Below are 18,117 nucleotides of genomic sequence, written 5' to 3'. Positions count from 1 at the left end.
TGTCATCACTCACATTGCCCATCCCGCCGGACCTCAGCCCGGCGTGTCGGGCCGGAAACACCGATCTTGGGAGAGTCATGGTCTTGATGGTGAGTGGTCGAGGTGCGGCCGTAGAAGGCGAATCGCAGGGCGTTGACCTGAACATTGTGGATGCTGGGCCGGGTGTGGTTGGCGCGGATGCACGTTGGACCGATGGCGAGGCTGGCGCCCCGGTAGTCGGCGATCAGTCGCCCGACTTGTCCGGAGCCGAGTTGCCAGGCGCGGCGGTCAAGATCGCTTTGCTCCCTTCGCTTGCTAGCGTGCTGGTGTGAGCAACCCGTTGATCGCGCAGACCCAGGACTCGACGAAGGCCTACTCCGGCATCTCGCTCCTGGAATCCGCCAACGATCTCTCGACCGCCATCGAGAGTGGCGACTGGGCGTCGGTGGCGATGGGCGCGGTCGGCACGGCGCTCGACGCCCTGTCGATGGCCATGGACCCGTTCGGCGCGATCCTCGCCGCCGGTGTCAGCTGGTTGATGGAGCACGTCGGCCCGCTCAAGGACGCCCTCAACGCGCTCACCGGCAACGCCGACGAGATCCAGGCCCAGTCCGAGACCTGGGCCAACGTCGCCAAAGAGCTCGGCAGCGTCTCCTCGGACCTGACCGACGCCATCAAGGCCGATCTGCAGTCGTGGTCCGGACCGGCCTCGGACGCCTACCGGCAGCGGGGACAGGACGTGTCCACCACCCTGCAAGCGGCGCAGAAGGGCTGCGAAGGTGCCTCCAGCGGCGTCAAGACCGCCGGCGAGGTCGTGGCCGCGGTCCGCACGCTGGTGCGCGACATCATCTCCGAACTCGTCGGCCACCTGATCAGCTGGGCGCTGCAGGTCATCTTCACCCTCGGCATCGGCCTCACCTGGGTCGTCCCGCAGGTCGTCACCGCCGTCGCGAAAACCGCTTCGAAGATCACCGACCTGGTCACCAAGCTCGTCAAGGCACTGAAGGCCCTGGTGCCGCTGCTGAAGAGGGCAGGAACGCTCTTCGAGGACGCGGGCAAGGCGCTCAAGAACCTCAAGGTCGGCAAGGCCACCCCGCCGCCCAAGGTCGGCGACATCAACGGCACCCCGAAGGCGCCACCGGTGAAAACCCCCGGCGGCGACGGCGGAGGGACCCCCAAGGACCACACACCGCCACCGGTGTCCAAGGGCGGCGACGACACCACCCACGCCTCCGGCACCGGCGACGGCGGTTCTCACGGCGGTGGCAGCACCCCACCACCGCCGAAGGCCGACGAGGCGCCGTCGGTCAAGACCGACCCCGAACCGCCTCCGGCGCAGACCCCGAAGGGGCCGGGGGACGACAAGACAGTCACCTCGAGCTCCGGCGGCTCCGGCGGCGGCAAGAGCATCAAGGACAGCAACGCGAACCCGCACGAGAACGGCACCCCACCGCCGGACCGGTCTGTGTGCGGCGACCCGATCGACGTGGCGACCGGGTGGATGCTGCTGACGCAGACGGACCTGGAGATCCCCGGCGCGTTGGCGCTGGAGGTGTCGCGCACGCACATCTCGTCCTACCGCGCGGGCCGCTGGTTCGGCCCGTCGTGGGGCTCCACCGTGGACCAGCGGCTCGAGGTCGAGGCCGACGGCGTGCACGTCGCGCTCGCCGACGGAAGCCTCCAGAGCTACCCCGTGCCGGTGGGCTCCCCGGTACTGCCGGTGGCGGGCCCGGCACGGCCGCTGCGACGAGTCGAGGGCGGCTACCTGGTCGAGGATCCGCAGCAGCAGCACACGCTGTTCTTCGAGGAGTCCGCCGGCGGCGTGTTCCCGCTGAGGACGATCTTCGACGGCGACGGCAACCGCATCGATGTGGTGCCCGGTGCGAACGGGGTGCCGGCGGAGCTGGTCCACTCCTCCGGCGACCGGGTGCTGTTCGACAGCGCGGGCGGCCGGATCACCGCGCTGCGGGCCGCCGACGGCACGGTCGTCGCGAGCTACTCCTACGACGTGCGCGGCCGGCTGGCCGAGGTCGTCGACGCCGCCGGCATCCCCACCCGCTTCACCTACGACGCCGACGGCCGGATCGTGCGCTGGGAAGACGTCAACGGCCGCTGGTACAGCTACGGCTTCGACGCCGCGGGCCGGGTCGTGCGGGCCCGCGGCATCGACGGCTACCTCGACTGCACGATCGACTACGACCGCGAGAACCTCGTCACGAGCGTCACCGACTCGCTCGGCGCGGTGCGCCGCTTCCACCTCGACGACCGGCTCCGCGTGATCGCCGAGACCGACGCGCTGGGCGACACCACCAGCCTCGCCTACGACGAGCACGGCAGGCTGCTCACCCGGACCGATCCGCTGGGCCGCCAGGTCCGCTACGAGCGGGACCGGGCCGGCCGGGTCGTCGCGATCACCGCGCCGGACGGCACGCGGTCGCTTACCGAGTACAACGAGCAGGGCCGCCCGGTCACCGCGACCGGCCCCGACGGCGCCACGTGGCGCTACGAGTACGACGCGCGCGGCAAGGTCACCGGTGTCGTCGACCCGCTCGGTGCCCGGACCGCCTACGCCTACGACGAACGCGGCAACGTCGCCGTCGTCACCGACGCGCTCGGTGGCACCACCCGGATCACCTCCGACGCGGCGGGCCGGGCGCTGACCGTCGAGGACGAGGACGGCGCCGTCACCCGCTACACCTACGACCTGCTCGGCCGCACCACGTCGGTGACCGACGAGCTGGGCGCCGTCACCCGGTTCGCGTGGGCGGCGGGCGACCAGCTCGCCGAACGGATCGAGCCTGACGGCGCGACGTGGCGGTGGAAGGACTCCGCCCTCGGGAACACCGACGAGAGCACCGACGCGCGCGGCAACACCACCCGCACAGAGTACGCGCAGTTCGACCTGCCGGTGGCCGAAACCGGCCCGGACGGCGCGCGGCTCGCCTACGCGTACGACACCGAGCTGCGCCTGGTGTCGGTGACCAACGAGCAAGGCCTGGTCTGGCACTACCGCTACGACCCCGCGGGGAACCTCATCGGCGAGACCGATTTCAACGGCCGCACCCTGCACTACCGCTACGACGCCGCCGGGCAGCTGATCGGCCGTACGAACGGCGCGGGGGAGATCACGACGCTGGAACGCGACGTGATGGGCCAGGTGGTCCGCCGCGTCACCGGCGAAGACGTCGCGACCTTCGCCTACGACGAGGCCGGCCGCATGGTCTCGGCGCGCAACGCCGACGCCGAGGTCACCTTCGCCTACGACGCGCTGGGCCGCGTGGTCGCCGAGACGGTGGACGGGCGCGTCCTGCGCTCGGAGTACGACGAGCTCGGCCGGCGCCGCGCGCGCCACACGCCGTCGGGCGCGGTGTCGCGCTTCGAGTACGGACCGGCCGGCACGCTCGCCGCGCTGCACGTCGGGAACCGCTCGCTGCGCTTCGAGCACGACCTCGCCGGCCACGAGCGGATCCGCCGCTTCGGCGCCGCGGAACTGCGCCAGAGCTGGGCCCCGGGCGACCGGCTGGTGGCCCAGACGGTCGTCGCGGGCACGCGCACGACCCAGCACCGCGAGTACGGTTACCTCGCCGACGGTTACCTGGCTTCGGTGGCCGACGCGATCACCGGACCCCGCACCTTCGAGGTGGACCGCTCGGGCCGCGTCCAGGCTGTCGTGGGCCGCGGCTGGCAGGAGAACTACGTCTACCACCAGACCGGTGTCGTCGCCCGGGCGCAGACTCCGGGAGCGCCGACGGCCGGGCCACGCGAGTACCGCGGCACCCTGCTCACCGCCGCGGGCGCGGTCCGCTACGCCCACGACCCCGAAGGCCGCACCACCCTGCGCGGTGCCGGGCCGGCGAGTCCGCAGTGGCAGTTCCGGTGGAACGCCGAGAGCCGCCTGACCTCAGTGTTCACGCCCCGGGGCGAGCACTGGCGCTATCGCTACGACGCACTGGGCCGGCGTGTCGCGAAGCAGCGCCTCACGCCGGACGGCCGGGTGGCCGAGCAGGTCCAGTTCGCCTGGGACGGGGACGCGCTCGCCGAGCAGGTGCGCTCCGGACCCGGTCAACCCCAGGTCGCCACCGTGTGGGAGTGGGAGCCGGGTACCGGTCGCGCCCTCACCCAGACCGAACGCGTCCTCGGCGCGCCGGGCGAGCGGTTCCACACGATCGTCACCGACCTCGCCGGCACGCCGAGCGAGCTGCTGGAGGAATCCGGTGAGGTCGCGTGGCACCGCCAGGCCACGCTCTGGGGCAAGGTCCTCGACGGACCGGGCCGCACCACCACGCCGTTGCGGTTCCCCGGCCAGTACCACGACGCCGAAACCGGGCTGCACTACAACCTCAACCGCTTCTACGATCCCGAGGTCGGCCGTTACCTGTCCCACGACCCGCTGGGCCTCGGCCCCGGTCCGGACTCGCAGGCCTACGTCCACAACCCGACTGCGCTGGCCGACCCGCTCGGCCTCGCTCCGCAGGTCACCCCGTGTGCGGCGAAGAAGAAGCAGCAGGCGGCCGCCTCCGGTTCCTCGAAGTCCAAGGTGAGCAAGGCGAAGCAGCAGCTGGTCGGTAGCGGCGGCGCGGGGCCGAGCAAGAAGGCCCCGAAGGTGAAGACCAAGCCGGACGGCAACCCCGCGAAGTCCGACGGCTCGTACGGCACGACGAAACACGAGCAGGCGCGCACCTGGGACAAGTACAAGAACGAGATCAAGAACGACTCGACCTGGAAGGACCCCAACAAGCTCGTCAGCGGCAAGACGCACGAGTCCGAACACCCGATCGGGTACAAGGCCATCGGCGGGGACGAGTTCCAGCGGGCGAACGCGCACGACACCCAGATCCGGAACGACGTCAAGGCCAACAACCGCGGGCCGAAGACCCAGGACGAGGCGGACAACATCCAGACGGCCAAGCGTTTGGAAGACGACGCTCCCGCTTACCAGGAGTCGGCGCAGGCGCACCGCGACAACATCGGCACCGGCGTGCGCGGCGAGAAGGACGGCTCGGGGTTCAACGCCGACACCTACCGCGAATCCCTCGGCAACACGTTGCGGGAAGGCCGGCCGAGCGACGGCGTCCAGCTCAACCAGCTCACCTACGCCCACCAGCACAAGGACGGGGGCATGATCGACAACCCCGCCTACATCAGCGACAAGAAGACCCCCGGTGTGCCCCCGCGGATCCAGAACTGGGAGCCGAACCCGCACTACAAGAACGACATCGAGACGCCCGACGAACCGAAGATGACCCACGCGGAGCAGCCCGCCCCCGGCCGGGACAGCTTCCGCCCCACCGCCGGGACGGTGCAGGGCAAGGTCGCCGACGACTCCTACCACCACATGGTGGACAAGATGGAGGGCAAGTCGATCGAGTACAGCGACGGCACCGGCGGTGTCGGTGTGCCGGGCGGCACCACCCACACCCCGCCGGTCTCCCACGACGACGTCATCGAGATGCACACGGCGCGCGACGTCGTGCGGGACGGCGCCAACGTGTCCAAAGAGGACATGCCCATGTTTCTCCACGACAAGGAGATGGGCCACCGCCTCGGGCAGCCGACCGACGCGGACAAGCAGAAGTACTGGGACGACGACGTCAAGGACGTCGACACGTCGGACCAGGCGGTGCGGGACCGGATCCAGGCGCAGCAGGAACGCATGCAGCAGATGGTCGGCCAGCAGCGCGCCGGCCGCGAACCGGGCTGGGCCGCCGACCCGGACGCCATGGACGTGGACGGATGACCGGCGCGCGGACGAGAGTGGCACGGCGGGTGCGCGAGCCAGGTCTGTAGGGGCCGCTGGTCTCCGGCAATCCCCGGCCGCCCCCCGAGGGATCGGCGCAGCGCCTCGACGGCACCGAGCACCATCGCGCGGCGCGCCGCCTGCCGTCTATCCCGGTCATCGACACCGACCGTCCATCGGTGCGCTCAGGCCACGGCCCGCGCGGGCAGGTGATCGTGCGGCGAGCACGGCCAGCAGATTGTGGTGACCCTCTTTCACGAAGGCGCCGATGTCGTTGATCCGTGCGATCGCCAGGTGCGCGGTTTGGAAGAACGACCGGACGGGGGCGCTGTGTTACCCGTGTTCGGGAATGTCCGGACGCCTGCTCCCGCACGCCGGCATGGACCTCCGCGGACGGCGGTCGCTCTCCCCGTCGAGCAGACGCTCGGTGGCGGTGGCGACGAAGTTGATTTTCACAGGCGTGGGCTCGCCGGATCGCGTCCGGCGGGGCCCCGTTGCTCTGGAGCTGGCAGGATGTGGCGTAGGGGAGTCGTGCAGGCCGTGGCGGGCGAGGCCGGTGAAGAAACGCTCGCCGAGAGTTTTGGCGACGAACGCAGCCTCGTCGACCCGTTCGAGAGGGTGGCGAACTGCTCGGTGATCGCCAGCTCCGGCGGTAGCGTGCGGCGTAACGGTGGCCGCTGAGACAGGCCGCGAGCCAGCCGGTGCGCGGTGATCGCGTTCTGGGGAAGCGTCCGGCGATGTCGCGTTCGCTGAGCGCGGCGAAGGCGCCGAGGGTCCGCAAACCGAGGCGGGAGAGCAAGGCGACCAGCTCACCGCGGTCGTCGCCGGGTTGGTCCAGCTCCGTGATCGGCAGCGGCGCGAGGAACGCCGCGGAGCCGCCGACGGGAACGAAGACGGAGCGGCGGGCGGCGAGGTTGTCGCCTGGTTTCGACGGTAACTCGGCTGGCCTAGTCTTGCCGTAGTTACGCTGGTCAACACCCTGATCGGTGACAGTGAGTACGAGCGTGACCGCCCAGTGCTGCAGGCGTGGTTACCGCAGGGTGAGGTTGACCGGCTCGGCTTGACAGTGCGGCCACCGTCTCGCAGTATCCGAACAAGTGTTCGATCAGTTCGGGTTCGCTCGCGGCTTCCCCACGTGGGCGTCTCCGGCGCGTGTTCGTGGTGCTGGAGGTGCGTGGTGGTGGTACCGGAGGCAGTCGCCAGGCTGGCGGCGATTCCCGGCGTCCGCACGGCCGCCCAGCTGAAGCAACCCGACACCGAGATGCCGACCGTCGCCGGATCACTGTCCGTGACCCCGGCGTTGTCCGAACTGCTGCCGGGTGGTGCGCTTCGGCGTGGCAGCACCGTGTCCGTCGTGGGCTCAACTGCGCTGATCCTCGCCCTGCTCGCCGAGGCGACGCAGCAGGGTTCGTGGGCGGCGATCACCGGCATGCCGGAACTCGGCGTTGTCGCGGCCGCCGAGCTCGGGGTCGACCTCGAGCGATTCGCGCTGGTGCCCGATCCCGGGGCCGAGCTCGTCGCGGTCGTGTCGGCGTTGGTTGACGGGTTCGACCTGGTCGTGCTCGGCCCGGTCGCTGCTCGAGGCGTACAGCCGCAGCTGCCTCGTCAGCTGGCCGGGCGGGTCCGTAACCGCGGTGCGGTCCTGCTGACCGCAGGTTCCTGGCCCGGTGTCGACCTCGAGCTCCGCGTTTCGAACCGCAAGTGGCGCGGCCTCACCGAGGACGGCTTCGGTCACCTGGAGTTCCGCGACGTCATCGTGTCCGCTCGGGGCCGCGGCGCAGCAGCCCGTCCGCACACGATCGCACTGCAGCTGCCGGGGCCGAACGGCGCGGCTGCCGCGAGTAGCCCGGGCGCCCGGCCCGGGCTGATCGAGGCCGCAGGATGAGCCGTCCGGGCCAGCCGCGCGCCGCGGCGCACGGTGCGGTCTGTTCAGGGTTGCGAAACGAGTTCGGAGAGCTGCTCCCAGTCCGGCCGGCAACCGGGAAACCCATCCTCTGCCTGCGCGGACACCGGCTCGATCTTGATCTCTATGACAAGCTCGCGCCGTACAGTCATCGCTACCGGCTGCACGCCACGCTGTGCGAAGTGTGTCGGGCGTTGGAAGGCTGCGACCCCGCCGAGCGACGCCTCGCCGAATGGGCGCACCTCGATCTCACGAGCCCGCGAACGGTCGAGACGGTGGCTGATGACGGCCTTGCCCTCGTCGTCCGTCCACCGGCGGTCGGGTCGCTGACCGGCCAGGTCGAGCTTCACCTCGACGGCAGGCAGGTCGCCACCGCGACGCTCAGCATCTGCGTCCCGTGTCGGGCTGCCACCCTCGACTATGTCCACGTCGTCGCCGGCCATCGCCGCCTCGGCTACGGCCGCACGCTCGTCGCGGCGGCGGTAGCCCGCGCTCCCGCGTATCGGTGGACCGCCCCGCTTCCGGACGGACCGGTGGCCCGGTCCTTCCGGGCGCGAATCGCGATGCGTCGAGCCGGGCCTCCGTGCGTTCATCGCGGTGGCGACAACGTCAGTCGATGAGAACCCGGGGCCGGGAACAGCCGGACGTGTCAACCGGCGTCCGGGATGGTCTCACTGCGGCTGCATCGAGTCGTAGAGCGCCTGCGCGATGGCCTTGACCTTGTCCTTACAGCTCTGCGTGTCGTCCGAGGGAGCGTTCGCGTTGTCGATTCCGACCTTGAATGTCGCGTTGCTGTCCAAGACGACAAGGTCGCACATCTTCCCGTTGGGAGCCGGTCCCCACGCCACGCGCTCGCCGAGGTGCGTTGCCGGGTCCAGTACGTAACCGCCCGACGAGGTGTCGATATCGAATCCGGTGCGCTGCCGCGCCACTGTGTTCGCCTCGACGTCCAGGTGGACGGTCACGGCATTCGCCGGGTCGGCGAACGTGCACAGCCAGCCCTTGCTGCCTTGCAGCGGCGTGTCCGAACTCTTCGGGGGCAGGTTCCCGACCCGGGCGGCGACGTCGTCGCAGCTGGCCAGCGGCGCCGACCCGTACTTGCCGTCGTTCTCGTCGTAGCTACTGCCGCCGCGGTTCAGCACGGCGAAGACTCCGACGGCGATAGCGGCCACTACGACCACGCCGATGGCCACGATCGCGATGATCCAGCCGCTGGCGAGCCTTCGCTTCGGCGGTGGAGGCCCTCCGTAGTGCTGCGGGAAGCCCGGCGGGACCGGTGCGTTCACAGTTGTGTCTCCCCGGTCACAGGTTGACCGCTTGCGGCCACTGGCCACCGGGCAGCCGGGGGTCGTTCATCAGCCCCTTGGCGTCGCGGATGCTGGCCAACGTACCCATCAGCCTATTGGCGATCTCGGCCAGTCGGGTGATCCCGTTGGTGACCAGTCCGCCGATCGCACCTGCGAGGTCTTTCGCCGCAAAGGGAATTCCGACGACAGTGGCGGTTTCGAGGGAGGCCGTCACCAGCGCTCCGAGGAAGTCGGCGACGATCTTCACCAGGCCAGTCATGAACTCGACGTTGAGCTTGGCGATGTTCATCAGCCAGCTGCTGATCGCGTCGGCTTTACCGCCTTGGCCGCCGATCGCCTCCACCGCGTCCCGCTGGGTCTTGGCCCGGTTGCGGTACTCGGTGGCGGCCGCGCCCTCCCAGTAGGCCAGGTTGGGGTCGGCGGGGGCTTCTACCGAGGTCACCATGGCGGAGAAGTCCTTCTGCACGTGGTCCTGCCAGTTGAAGCTCTGCACGATCAGCGACACGACCGGCATGTGGTGTTCGACGGCGTACTGCACCAGCTTCACGAGCTTGTCGAGACCGTCACGGATCTTCTTGAGCGCGTCGGAGATCCAAATCAGCGCCGGGCCGAGGACGTACTTCCAGTCGTTGACGTGGTGGACCGCGGCGTTGAACTTGTCGATGACCTTGTGGATCTCACCCTCGATGGTGCCGAACATGTCGTCGAGGGGACCGGTGTAGGCCTCGGGGCCCATGGGTGTGGTCATGTCTACTGGGGCGCCGTTCCGTAGATCTTCTTCAAGTCGATTTCGCTGATTTTCTCGGCCAGGTCATACATCTGGGCCGTCTTCTGCAGCGCGTCGTCGACCTGGTCGAACTCGAGAACGGCTCCCGTGATCGCCGTTTCCACGTACGAGCGCAAGGATTCGTAGGTATCGCTCAGCAGCGACGCGTTGAACGCTTCGGTGGCCAAGGCGAGGGGATCGCCGACGAAGAACGCCATCGGGCCCAGTGTCGCGTTCTGAACGACGGGCTTCACCTTGCTCACGGTGTCGGCGAAGCCGCGCCACTTCGTTCCCTCGACGCGCACCGCCGAGGTGATGACCTTGTAACCGACCATAGTCAGCCCCCTAGTCGTCGTAACGGAACTCGAAGGGTTCCTCGTCGTCGTCCTCGGCCAGCGGCCGGGCCGAGCGCGGCGTCGTCTCGGCGACGGATGCGGCCAGCCCGGCTGCCGCGAACACCTCGAGGAAGTCCAGTCGCAGCCGGTCCGAGCCGGCGTTCGCCAGCGCATTGACCGATCCGCTCAGGCCTGCGGGGCTTCCGCCTCGCAGGTGCAGCACGAAGAACCCGCGCGGGCTCCTGATGTCGCTGGGCGCAGGCGTCGTCCGGCTCGCGTCGAGACGATGGATGTGTTCCAGCTGGTCGTCGATGTCGTTCATCCGTGCGCGGATCGCAGCGATCCATTCGTCATACGACTGGGATTCGTCGAGGATGGGCAGTTCCGCCGGGCGGTCCGCTGCGGCCGGTTCTCCGGTGTTGGCGAGTTCGACGACCATGGCGCGTTGAATGGCGGTGACGTAGGTCTGAAACAGCACTCCGGCGAGTTGCGGGGCCGGGATCCGGGATACCCAGCTGCGTTGGATGTCGACGTCGGTCACCTTGCGCTGGGCGTCGACCGCGACTCTGATGGTGCCGCTGGCGTCCCGCGCTTCGTACTCGGCGGCGGGCTCGACTCTCTCACCGCCCGGCTGCAGCAGCTCGTTGAGCTGCGCGTCTACCGCGGCAACGCTCGGTACGTCGAGCTCTGCGAGCACGACGTGGTCAAGATTGAACGCCAACGGTCCTCCCCTTGCGGCCATGGCTGGCTCTACCGTCGCGACGACAATACAGGTAGGTAGTTTCTTACGCGCGGATTCACCCATATGAGGGACTTAAGGCTGACAGTCCAGTTCTCGATGGTGGTCGCATACGGCGATGAGTTCGCCAGCGAGGAAACAGCCGACCGACACCCCGGTTGGTGCGCCGGTTCTTGGCCGTGATGGCGGTGACCGATTGAAGATCATGCAATGAGCGTCAGGGGAGAGGCCGGGAAACGCTCATCGAGAAGTACTTCCAGGAGGCCGGAAGCTCGGCTCTTAGGAGCTTGTCCGTGCATCGCGAAAGCTCGGGAAGCAGCCAATCGCGGCGCTCGACGAGGCCGGCGCGCTAGTTGGCGGTGTGCCGGAAGGTGACTTGCGGCGCGTCGCGGTCGGTGCAGGTTCGAAGTGCCCAAGCGATCAAAAGCTGCCGTCGAGCCTGTGCAGAGCCCATGTCCGGGCGGCTGCGGTCAGTGCGCGGCGGTGGGGCAGTGGCTGGTGTCGTTCGAGGTACTCCCAAATGCCCCAGATCGCGACGGCGAGCGCGGTCCGAGTTTCCGGGGATGCCCGCTGCCAGGTCGGTACTTGGTCTGCCCAGGCTTCCGCTTCGATGGGGCCGTGCCCGGCTTCGATGAGGCGGGTGATGAGGAACGCCGGGTCGACGGCAGGATTGGCGTGCCGGGACCAGGCCCAGTCGACGATCCGAACCCTGCCGTCGTCGACCAGCAGGTTCAGCGCGTGCAGGTCGGTGTGGGCGAGGGTGTTCCCGGCAACGAGTTCGATCGCGGCGGTTTCCCAGGTGGTGAGCTGGTCGAGGTGGTCCCGAGCCCACGGGTCGAGATCGGTGGGGGTGTCCTTGGCCAGGCGCCGCCAGGCCGCCAGTCGAGCCCACTGCTCGGCCAGGACCGGTGCTTCGATCGACACCGTCCTGAGCCCGTCGGCCATCGTCGTGACGGCGTCGCGCACCGCGTCCAAGTCAGGCGAGCTGGGTGACAGGTCGACGTGACGGCCGGGGGAGTGCTCGAACCCGAGCAGCAGCCAGCCGTCGGCTTCGGTGCGCCACAGCAGCCGGGGTGCGATTGATACTGGCAGGAGCGGGTCGACGGCGGCTTCGTGGCGGTGCATGCGCCCGCGTTTGCTGTCCGACTCGGCGATGCCTTTGCAGAAGACGGTGCCCGAGGCGGTGTGGAGGGTCGCCGAGAAGTCGGAGTTGCGGCCTGCGCTGGGAAGCACTGCCTCGTGGACGTGGCCGGTTTCGTGTTCGATGGCCGCCCGGACCTTGGCGGGCAGTCCTTCCCAGGTGCTGCGGGGCATGCGGCGCGTCCTCCTAGATGACCGGGGGCGGGTCGTCGTGGCAGCCATTGTGGCAACCCGTGCAGCTGCCGAGCGCGGTGTTCGGCCACAGTGCCTTATCCAAGCGGAAGCCGAGGCCGCGCATGGCCGTGACCGTGCGCGCGAGCACTTCACCAGGCGACTCGCTGGTGCGCTCGTTGTCGTTGGGTACGTGATGGATGAACCGGCCGGCCACGCGGTCGCAGAAGGCGGCGTACTCGCCGGTGTCGAGGAGGAAGGTGTGCCAGCCGATGTCGACGAGGTCGCTCGGCGCGAGTGGGGCACCGGTGTTGGCCGCGCACGCGAGGAGGAACGCCAGCGCCTGGTCCATGATGCGCTCGGCGAGATCACGCTCGAGGCGCTCGGTCTTGACGATGCGGTCGGTCAGCAGCTGGAAGAGGTCGTGGGAGACGAGGGAGCGTCCGGTCCGCTGGGCGCTGGTCGTGATCGACATTGCGGGCTCTCCTTCTGGTCACAATTGGCTCAGCGCAAGGGATTCTTGCGTTTCGAGCGGATGGCCCGCCCGGTGAAGCGACTGGTTTCGACGGCGGCGATGGAGAGGTGGATCTGCTCGTCGTCCGGAGCGGGGAGGGCGGCGTTGAGCACGAGGGTGAGGCTGCGGCGGCGGACGTCGATGAACAGCGGGTCGATGTCAGCGGTGCAGGCCTCGCGTATAGCTGCTTGCCAGTGGATAAGGTCTTCGTCCGGGCCGAGGTCCTCCCAGCGCGCGATCATCCACTTACCGCGCTGCAGCTCACCGACGATTTCCTGCAGCTCGTACACCCAGTAGGGCGTGGCGACGCTCGTCATGGCGCGACCTCGGGGATGAAGCCGACCGGGATACGCCATGCCGGCTGGGGATCGATGAGTGCCCGGTATATCCTCCGCGCGCCGGTGAAGGCGGTGCGGCCGTGCAGCCAGCGGCGGTTGTTGACGACGTATCCGCTGCCCGTCCTCGTGGGGATGGTGACTGTGTGGCGGTCGATGACGTGGGCCAGCACAGCGAGCCGACGCTGAGTCTGCGGCGCGAACCGGGCCAGCTCGTCGCGACGGAGCCGAATGCCGACCACGCCGCGCGGGTCGGGTTCGAAGACGTTACCGACGATCCCGGCCGCGCCGCCGAAGTAGGCGCCGCGCCGGGCCGACAGGTCGGCCAACGCCTCCGGCGCGCTCGTGGCCAGCTCGTCGTGAACCGCGCGGCCGTCGACTAGGACGCAGTCGCCGCCACTCTCGGCGGGGCGGGCGCAGGTCATGGCGACCAGCAGCGGAGGCTGCGGCTGGTCGGAGCAGTCGGAGTGCGGGGCAAGAGCGTGCCGGCTGAACCCGGCCTGCCCGGCAGGCGGGCGGGTGTTGCCGCGATCGGTGATCACGGTGAGGCCTGAACCGGTGCTGTCGCGGTGGGGGATGAGCCGGCCTAGCCGGACCGCCAACTGCAGTAGTTGCTGTTCGGTGCGCACGCCGTCGAACAGCGCGACACCGTCGCGGGCCAGCACGGCCGCCAGCTCGCCGACGCCACCCGCCGCGCCGACGTCGACGTGGCACTCCGACAGCGCGGTCACGGGCATGGCGGCATCCCCCTTCGGTTGTGGCTCTTCCATCCCGGCCAGCACACCGGGTCCGCTCGGTCGGCGTCTACTGACAGATCGTCAACCCCGCGCCGGCGCCGACGACCGATCCGCGCTGCTACGGTCGGTGACACAAGGCGCATGGAGAGCGGGAGGCTGGTGCCGGTGGCGGAGACCGGATACCCGGTGTCGATCAAGGGCGTGCTGATCCGCGACGGCCGGGTGCTGCTGGTGCACAACGAGCGCGACGAATGGGAGCTGCCGGGCGGTCGGATCGAACTCGGCGAGACGCCGGAGCAGTGCGTCGCGCGGGAGATCACTGAGGAGAGTGGCTTGCCGGTCGAGGTCGTCGGGATCCTCGATGCGTGGGTGTACCACATCGCCGTCGCCAAGAAGGACGTCTTCATCGTGACGTACGGCTGCACGTCCACTTCGAACGCGGCGCCGGTGCTCAGCCACGAGCACAGCCGGATCGGCGAGTTCGCCGAGGACGAGGTCGCCGGGTTACGGATGCCTGAGGGGTACAAGCGCTCGATCGCCGCCTGGTTCGACCGGCTGCGGACCTCGCAACCGGTCCGGTAGCGGTCATGGCCGACTGCGAACGCTGCGGGACGGCCTTGAACCGCTACGCCTGCGCCGCGATCTGTCCGGCCTGCCGCGCCGCGACCACCACCCTTTCCCCGCGGCCGCCCCGGCTGGCCCCCGCGGTCTGGATGTGGTCCGACCCGGCCGCCGCGGCGGCACTCGGCTCGCGGGACCTCGCGACCATCCTGCGCGCCTACCGTGCTGCGAACCGGCTCAGCCAGGAGGGGCTCGCAGGTCTGCTCGGCTACGACAAGTCCTACGTCGCGATGATCGAAACCCGCAAGCGCACCCCTGGGGACGTCGCCGGGCGCCGGCACATCGCCCGTGCACTGGGGCTGCCGTTCCACCTGCTCGGCGTCACCGATCCCGACGACGCCGACTTCGCCGCGCTCGTGCAGTTCGGTGACAGCGTGATCCGGCTGGCCGAGATCGCCCGCCAGTCCGGCCGGGTCGTCGAAGCCGTCAACGAGCTGTGGCCGCTGGCCGCCCGCCTCGAAGCCCGCGCCGCCGAAGGCCGCCTTGAGCGCGACACCCTGCATCTGCTCGCCTCCGCGCGCCTGGCGCTCGGCGTCTCCCTCGGCACTGTGCTGCCGGAGGAACGCCTCTCCGGTGCCGCGGCCTGGACCGGCAAAGCCCTCGTTCTGGCCCGACACCTGGACGATGACCACTTCCTGGCGAACACCCTTCGGATGCACGGCAACGAACTCCGCAAAGCCGGTCGCCTCAGAGCCGCCGTCGCCCGTCTGGAGAACGCCGTCGCCGTATCCACCAGTCAGGCCGGACAAGGCGCTGCTTTCGCGCTGCTCGCCCGGGCTGCCGGAGACGCAGGACTGCCGGACCAGTTCGCCGGAGCCATCGAAGGATGCCGGCAGCGGCTCGACGCGGCGACGGGGAACGAGCTGCTGCTTAACCCCTTCACCCTGCGCGAGATCCACGCCCGTGGGCTCCTAGCCCTGGATCGCCCGGACAACGCCCTCAAGGTCCTGAACACCGACGCCGGGGAACCTGCGGCACCGCAGTGGCACATCATCGAGCGGGTGACTACCGGCGAAGTCCTCGCCGCGACGGGTGAGCACGCCGGTGCCGAGGAGGCTCTGGCCTCGGCCATCGCAACCGCCGAGCGTCGTCGGCTGCCGCACCAGCTGCAGCGGGCTGTCCGTGCCGCCCAGCATGGGCGCCTCCCAGCTCTCGTCGACGCCGGACGCCTTGCGCTACGACGTCTTCGCGGCCTGCTGTCGCCTGCCGCCTAGTCCCGCACCGCCGAGACGGTCTTGCTGAAGCGGGATGCCCTGGTTCCGTCGGTGGAGCATGTCGCAACGGTCGCACTGCCGGGGAGCTCCCCGTGTCCGCCGTTCGCTCAACGGCACGAACGTCGCGGTGTCCGAAATACCGCAGAGCGTGGTGAACTCTTGTCCTGGCGTGAGTACTTCGATGAGACGGTGCCATTCGCCGTTGATCACCGGGTGGACGGCCTGCGGGTCCACATAGATCACCGCGCTCATCGTGACGCGCCGACGTTGTCGACCGCTTGGTCTTGCAGTCGAGCGAACGTCGCCCGGTAGCGCTTCACCGTCTCGGGATCGCCCAGGTAGATCCGCGCGTGCTCGTGCCGCAAAACAACGGTGAAGAGCCCGGAATCGGTCTCGTAGAGCGTGAATCCGTCAACCGTTCCAGGCGCAAAGGCACTCGTCGCGACGATCCCCGCTGTGACATTGTTCAGCTGCGGCAGACCCGTCGCGGGAGCCCAGGCGGCTTCGCTCACGAGGACAACGTTCGCGCAGTGCTTCGGCCGGTCGAGTTCCCGCACCTGCTGCGCGAAGATCGCTTGGTCTATCTCGTCGGGCAGAACGTCGCGACCCAGCAGCTCGGTCTGGATGTACTCGGGCGTTCGCAGAACTTCCGGAACCTGGTACGGCGCCCATTCGAACTTGCGCACCGCGAGGTCTTCGTAGGCGCGTTCCAGGCTGGCCGTGTCCGGAGCGAGTTCTTCGACGCAGCTCAGCCGGTCACCTTGCTGATGAATCCGAACGAGCTGTCGGTAGATCGGTGGTCGCACCTGGAGATGGCCCAGGATGAAGCCCAGTGCCTCTGCCGGAGGCCGGCGAAATCCCAGTTCCCATGCTGAAAGGTGCGAGGGCGCGAATCCCAGCCTTCGGGCAAAGGTACGCAGGCTCACGTCGTGCTTGGTGCGCAGCTCTCGCAGAGTGTGACCGAGGAGCAGCAATGCCGGATGCAACTTGGGTTCGGACATAGGAGTTCTCATTCCGTGTGAAGGAAATGACGCGGTGCCGCGACGATTCCGGCGTCGATGTCGTCAGCGTGGGAACGAAGCAGATCGACCGCTTCTTCGACCTGATCCGCGAAGTCGCGCTGTGCGCCCGGAGTTGCCGTGCCGTCTCCCAGTTGCGTCCTGAGTACGGCGACTCGGGCTTCGACAGCCAAGAGGACATCGACGAGCTTGCGCGTGGCTCGGGTCATGGAAACTCCGGATCGGGATGGTGGTTCGTCCGAGTTAGACAGTCGACGCAGTCCTGCCAGTACTCGGCAAAGGTGAATGACTTCAGGGGACTCGGCGATCGTGAGGTCCCTTTCGGATGGCCAGGTGATCTCGGTCGACGGCATCGCCGTTCACCGCCCGGAGCGTGGATCGCCGAGAGCCGACATAACTCTGCGGGTTGCTCCGGGTCGGTGACATCCAGGGGGAACGCCGTGCTTGTTCGCTACGGTCGGGGTGTCGGGCCCAGCATCGCCCGGCACCGGCGGCTTCCTCCTCGCGCGTGGTTTCCCTCCAGTCTCCACAGCGCCGGGGAGGAAGCCGTTCACCGCGGAAGCCCGCGAACATGAGCGAACGACTCGTCGTAGCACCGCCGGATCACCTCCCCGGGATCCATCTCCACACCGCGGCAGAGGATCGCGAACGCGACGATGGGCATCGCACGGCTGCCGCGCTCCCAATGACCCAGGACGGCCGGGCTGAAGTCGACACCGCTCGCCGCGATGAGCTGAGGCCTGGACCAGTCACGCAGCCTTCGTGCGGCCAGCAGTTCCGCCGCGAGGACGGCCAGAAACTGACGCGTGGATGCCGCAACGACGTTCCCGCGCGGCGAGTGGAGCGTCGGGGACTCGGCCGGGCTTGTCCGTCCAGCTGGAACCGAGCCGGTTTCCGCGAATTCGCTTATCCAGCGCCGGATCGTCGTCGGCGAGACGTTCGCGCGTGCTGCCGCGCCCGCCCGGGATTCGCCGTCGTACCAGCGTTGAATGGCTTCGGCACGGAGGCGCCTTCCTCCGTCGGCGTCTCGTGCGGCAGCGGCAAGGGCATACCGCTGCTGGCTGGACAACTCGGGGCGCACGGTCGGAGTCATCGTGCGTCCTCGTCGGTCCAGGCCAGCACCTCGTACAAGACCTTGTCGGGCGCTCCCGCGATCGGGCCTTGCACCGGGACACTGCCGTGCTTGCCCCAGTCGCCCGGCGCGAACCGCGCGCCGATCGCCTGCATCGGATTCTTGGCAGCCTCGATGACCACGACGTCCTCGTGAGCGTCGGCAGTGCGGCGGCCGACCAGCTCCTCGGGCGCGGTCGAGCCTTCGGGACGGCCTGCCCACTCCCAGCCGCGCTCACGAGAGACGGCGATCGCCCCGCTGACGCGCTCCCAGGCCAGCGGCACTTGACCCCACTCGTCCGGGGTGTTCATGGTTCCTCCCGAGGCTTTGGTGCGGCGGCGGAAATGCGGGCTGCCTGTCGGGGAAGGCCCTCGCATCTCCGCCGCCTGTCCTGGGCGGGCGTCCTGAGCGCCCGAAGTCGATGCTGCGACCACCGTCGCGCAAATTTGCACGAGATGCAATATTGCGAAGACGATAAGTTGCATTGCC

The 18,117-nt window shown here is 69.0% G+C and carries 18 protein-coding genes; 6 read left to right on the top strand and 12 right to left on the bottom strand.

Features of this window, described 5'->3' with window-relative positions; genetic code table 11:
• The first annotated feature begins 307 nt into the window (after window positions 1–307).
• The 4 genes from ACZ4TR_RS18510 to ACZ4TR_RS18495 all read left to right on the top strand — a co-directional run bounded on the left by ACZ4TR_RS18510 (window position 308) and on the right by ACZ4TR_RS18495 (window position 8,239).
• Window positions 308–5,716: a DUF6531 domain-containing protein gene (locus tag ACZ4TR_RS18510; RefSeq protein WP_465288151.1), complete on the top strand. Its 5,409-nt coding sequence runs from the start codon at window positions 308–310 to the stop codon at window positions 5,714–5,716.
• Between the two features lie 531 nt (window positions 5,717–6,247).
• Window positions 6,248–6,397: a hypothetical protein gene (locus tag ACZ4TR_RS18505; protein WP_465288150.1), complete on the top strand. Its 150-nt coding sequence runs from the start codon at window positions 6,248–6,250 to the stop codon at window positions 6,395–6,397.
• Window positions 6,398–6,893: 496 nt separating this feature from the next.
• On the top strand, window positions 6,894–7,601 hold the full coding sequence (locus tag ACZ4TR_RS18500; protein ID WP_465288149.1) for a hypothetical protein: 708 nt from the start codon (window positions 6,894–6,896) through the stop codon (window positions 7,599–7,601).
• The gene (locus ACZ4TR_RS18495; protein ID WP_465288148.1) at window positions 7,598–8,239 is read left to right on the top strand and encodes a GNAT family N-acetyltransferase; all 642 of its coding nucleotides are present in this window, start codon (window positions 7,598–7,600) and stop codon (window positions 8,237–8,239) included. Before ACZ4TR_RS18500 ends, ACZ4TR_RS18495 begins: the two co-directional genes overlap by 4 nt.
• 51 nt (window positions 8,240–8,290) lie before the next feature.
• On the opposite strand, the gene ACZ4TR_RS18490 is transcribed toward ACZ4TR_RS18495, so the two are convergent.
• From ACZ4TR_RS18490 to ACZ4TR_RS18455, 8 genes are all read right to left on the bottom strand, one after another.
• The gene (locus ACZ4TR_RS18490; RefSeq protein ID WP_465288147.1) at window positions 8,291–8,812 is read right to left on the bottom strand and encodes a hypothetical protein; all 522 of its coding nucleotides are present in this window, start codon (window positions 8,810–8,812) and stop codon (window positions 8,291–8,293) included.
• Between the two features lie 109 nt (window positions 8,813–8,921).
• Window positions 8,922–9,626 carry a hypothetical protein gene (locus tag ACZ4TR_RS18485; RefSeq protein ID WP_465288146.1) on the bottom strand — a complete coding sequence of 235 codons (705 nt, stop codon included), beginning with the start codon at window positions 9,624–9,626 and terminating at the stop codon, window positions 8,922–8,924.
• 50 nt (window positions 9,627–9,676) lie between these two features.
• Window positions 9,677–10,027 (bottom strand): hypothetical protein, encoded by a 351-nt coding sequence (locus ACZ4TR_RS18480; protein WP_465288145.1) that lies wholly within the window; start codon window positions 10,025–10,027, stop codon window positions 9,677–9,679.
• A 10-nt stretch (window positions 10,028–10,037) separates the two neighbouring features.
• Entirely contained in the window at window positions 10,038–10,748 is a 711-nt protein-coding gene (locus ACZ4TR_RS18475) for a hypothetical protein (protein WP_465288144.1), read from the bottom strand.
• Window positions 10,749–11,186: 438 nt separating this feature from the next.
• Window positions 11,187–12,080 (bottom strand): phosphotransferase family protein, encoded by an 894-nt coding sequence (locus ACZ4TR_RS18470; protein ID WP_465288143.1) that lies wholly within the window; start codon window positions 12,078–12,080, stop codon window positions 11,187–11,189.
• 13 nt (window positions 12,081–12,093) lie between these two features.
• Window positions 12,094–12,552, bottom strand: a complete 459-nt coding sequence (locus tag ACZ4TR_RS18465; RefSeq protein ID WP_465288142.1) for a glycine-rich domain-containing protein — start codon at window positions 12,550–12,552, stop codon at window positions 12,094–12,096.
• 29 nt (window positions 12,553–12,581) lie between these two features.
• Window positions 12,582–12,908, bottom strand: a complete 327-nt coding sequence (locus ACZ4TR_RS18460) for a hypothetical protein (RefSeq protein ID WP_465288141.1) — start codon at window positions 12,906–12,908, stop codon at window positions 12,582–12,584.
• Window positions 12,905–13,663 carry a TauD/TfdA family dioxygenase gene (locus tag ACZ4TR_RS18455; RefSeq protein WP_465288140.1) on the bottom strand — a complete coding sequence of 253 codons (759 nt, stop codon included), beginning with the start codon at window positions 13,661–13,663 and terminating at the stop codon, window positions 12,905–12,907. The genes ACZ4TR_RS18460 and ACZ4TR_RS18455 overlap by 4 nt, the downstream gene beginning before the upstream one ends.
• A 141-nt stretch (window positions 13,664–13,804) precedes the next feature.
• Here ACZ4TR_RS18455 and ACZ4TR_RS18450 point away from each other — a divergent pair, with 141 nt between their 5' ends.
• Both ACZ4TR_RS18450 and ACZ4TR_RS18445 read left to right on the top strand, forming a co-directional pair.
• Window positions 13,805–14,245: an NUDIX hydrolase gene (locus ACZ4TR_RS18450; RefSeq protein WP_465288139.1), complete on the top strand. Its 441-nt coding sequence runs from the start codon at window positions 13,805–13,807 to the stop codon at window positions 14,243–14,245.
• A 5-nt stretch (window positions 14,246–14,250) separates the two neighbouring features.
• The gene (locus tag ACZ4TR_RS18445; RefSeq protein WP_465288138.1) at window positions 14,251–15,498 is read left to right on the top strand and encodes a helix-turn-helix transcriptional regulator; all 1,248 of its coding nucleotides are present in this window, start codon (window positions 14,251–14,253) and stop codon (window positions 15,496–15,498) included.
• A gap of 248 nt (window positions 15,499–15,746) precedes the next feature.
• On the opposite strand, the gene ACZ4TR_RS18440 is transcribed toward ACZ4TR_RS18445, so the two are convergent.
• The 4 genes from ACZ4TR_RS18440 to ACZ4TR_RS18425 form a co-directional block, all read right to left on the bottom strand.
• Complete coding sequence (locus ACZ4TR_RS18440) at window positions 15,747–16,499, bottom strand: Scr1 family TA system antitoxin-like transcriptional regulator (protein WP_465288137.1); 753 nt, start codon at window positions 16,497–16,499, stop codon at window positions 15,747–15,749.
• 8 nt (window positions 16,500–16,507) lie between these two features.
• Window positions 16,508–16,726, bottom strand: a complete 219-nt coding sequence (locus ACZ4TR_RS18435; protein WP_465288136.1) for a hypothetical protein — start codon at window positions 16,724–16,726, stop codon at window positions 16,508–16,510.
• A 341-nt stretch (window positions 16,727–17,067) separates the two neighbouring features.
• Window positions 17,068–17,610 (bottom strand): helix-turn-helix domain-containing protein, encoded by a 543-nt coding sequence (locus tag ACZ4TR_RS18430; protein WP_465288135.1) that lies wholly within the window; start codon window positions 17,608–17,610, stop codon window positions 17,068–17,070.
• Window positions 17,607–17,939 carry a hypothetical protein gene (locus ACZ4TR_RS18425; RefSeq protein WP_465288134.1) on the bottom strand — a complete coding sequence of 111 codons (333 nt, stop codon included), beginning with the start codon at window positions 17,937–17,939 and terminating at the stop codon, window positions 17,607–17,609. Before ACZ4TR_RS18425 ends, ACZ4TR_RS18430 begins: the two co-directional genes overlap by 4 nt.
• Between the last annotated feature and the right edge of the window lie 178 nt (window positions 17,940–18,117).

It is taken from the genome of Amycolatopsis sp. NPDC028719 (assembly GCF_055565395.1).
This window is presented reverse-complemented; position numbering and strand designations above follow the sequence as displayed.

Excerpts from the sequence above, each read along its gene's own strand:
- ACZ4TR_RS18455 (WP_465288140.1), bottom strand. The coding sequence starts at position 13,663 with ATGCCCGTGACCGCGCTGTCGGAGTGCCACGTCGACGTCGGCGCGGCG.
- ACZ4TR_RS18495 (WP_465288148.1), top strand. The coding sequence starts at position 7,598 with ATGAGCCGTCCGGGCCAGCCGCGCGCCGCGGCGCACGGTGCGGTCTGT.
- ACZ4TR_RS18445 (WP_465288138.1), top strand. The coding sequence starts at position 14,251 with ATGGCCGACTGCGAACGCTGCGGGACGGCCTTGAACCGCTACGCCTGC.
- ACZ4TR_RS18430 (WP_465288135.1), bottom strand. The coding sequence starts at position 17,610 with ATGACTCCGACCGTGCGCCCCGAGTTGTCCAGCCAGCAGCGGTATGCC.
- ACZ4TR_RS18435 (WP_465288136.1), bottom strand. The coding sequence starts at position 16,726 with ATGACCCGAGCCACGCGCAAGCTCGTCGATGTCCTCTTGGCTGTCGAA.
- ACZ4TR_RS18485 (WP_465288146.1), bottom strand. The coding sequence starts at position 9,626 with ATGTTCGGCACCATCGAGGGTGAGATCCACAAGGTCATCGACAAGTTC.
- ACZ4TR_RS18470 (WP_465288143.1), bottom strand. The coding sequence starts at position 12,080 with ATGCCCCGCAGCACCTGGGAAGGACTGCCCGCCAAGGTCCGGGCGGCC.
- ACZ4TR_RS18440 (WP_465288137.1), bottom strand. The coding sequence starts at position 16,499 with ATGTCCGAACCCAAGTTGCATCCGGCATTGCTGCTCCTCGGTCACACT.
- ACZ4TR_RS18450 (WP_465288139.1), top strand. The coding sequence starts at position 13,805 with ATGGAGAGCGGGAGGCTGGTGCCGGTGGCGGAGACCGGATACCCGGTG.
- ACZ4TR_RS18460 (WP_465288141.1), bottom strand. The coding sequence starts at position 12,908 with ATGACGAGCGTCGCCACGCCCTACTGGGTGTACGAGCTGCAGGAAATC.
- ACZ4TR_RS18465 (WP_465288142.1), bottom strand. The coding sequence starts at position 12,552 with ATGTCGATCACGACCAGCGCCCAGCGGACCGGACGCTCCCTCGTCTCC.
- ACZ4TR_RS18425 (WP_465288134.1), bottom strand. The coding sequence starts at position 17,939 with ATGAACACCCCGGACGAGTGGGGTCAAGTGCCGCTGGCCTGGGAGCGC.
- ACZ4TR_RS18480 (WP_465288145.1), bottom strand. The coding sequence starts at position 10,027 with ATGGTCGGTTACAAGGTCATCACCTCGGCGGTGCGCGTCGAGGGAACG.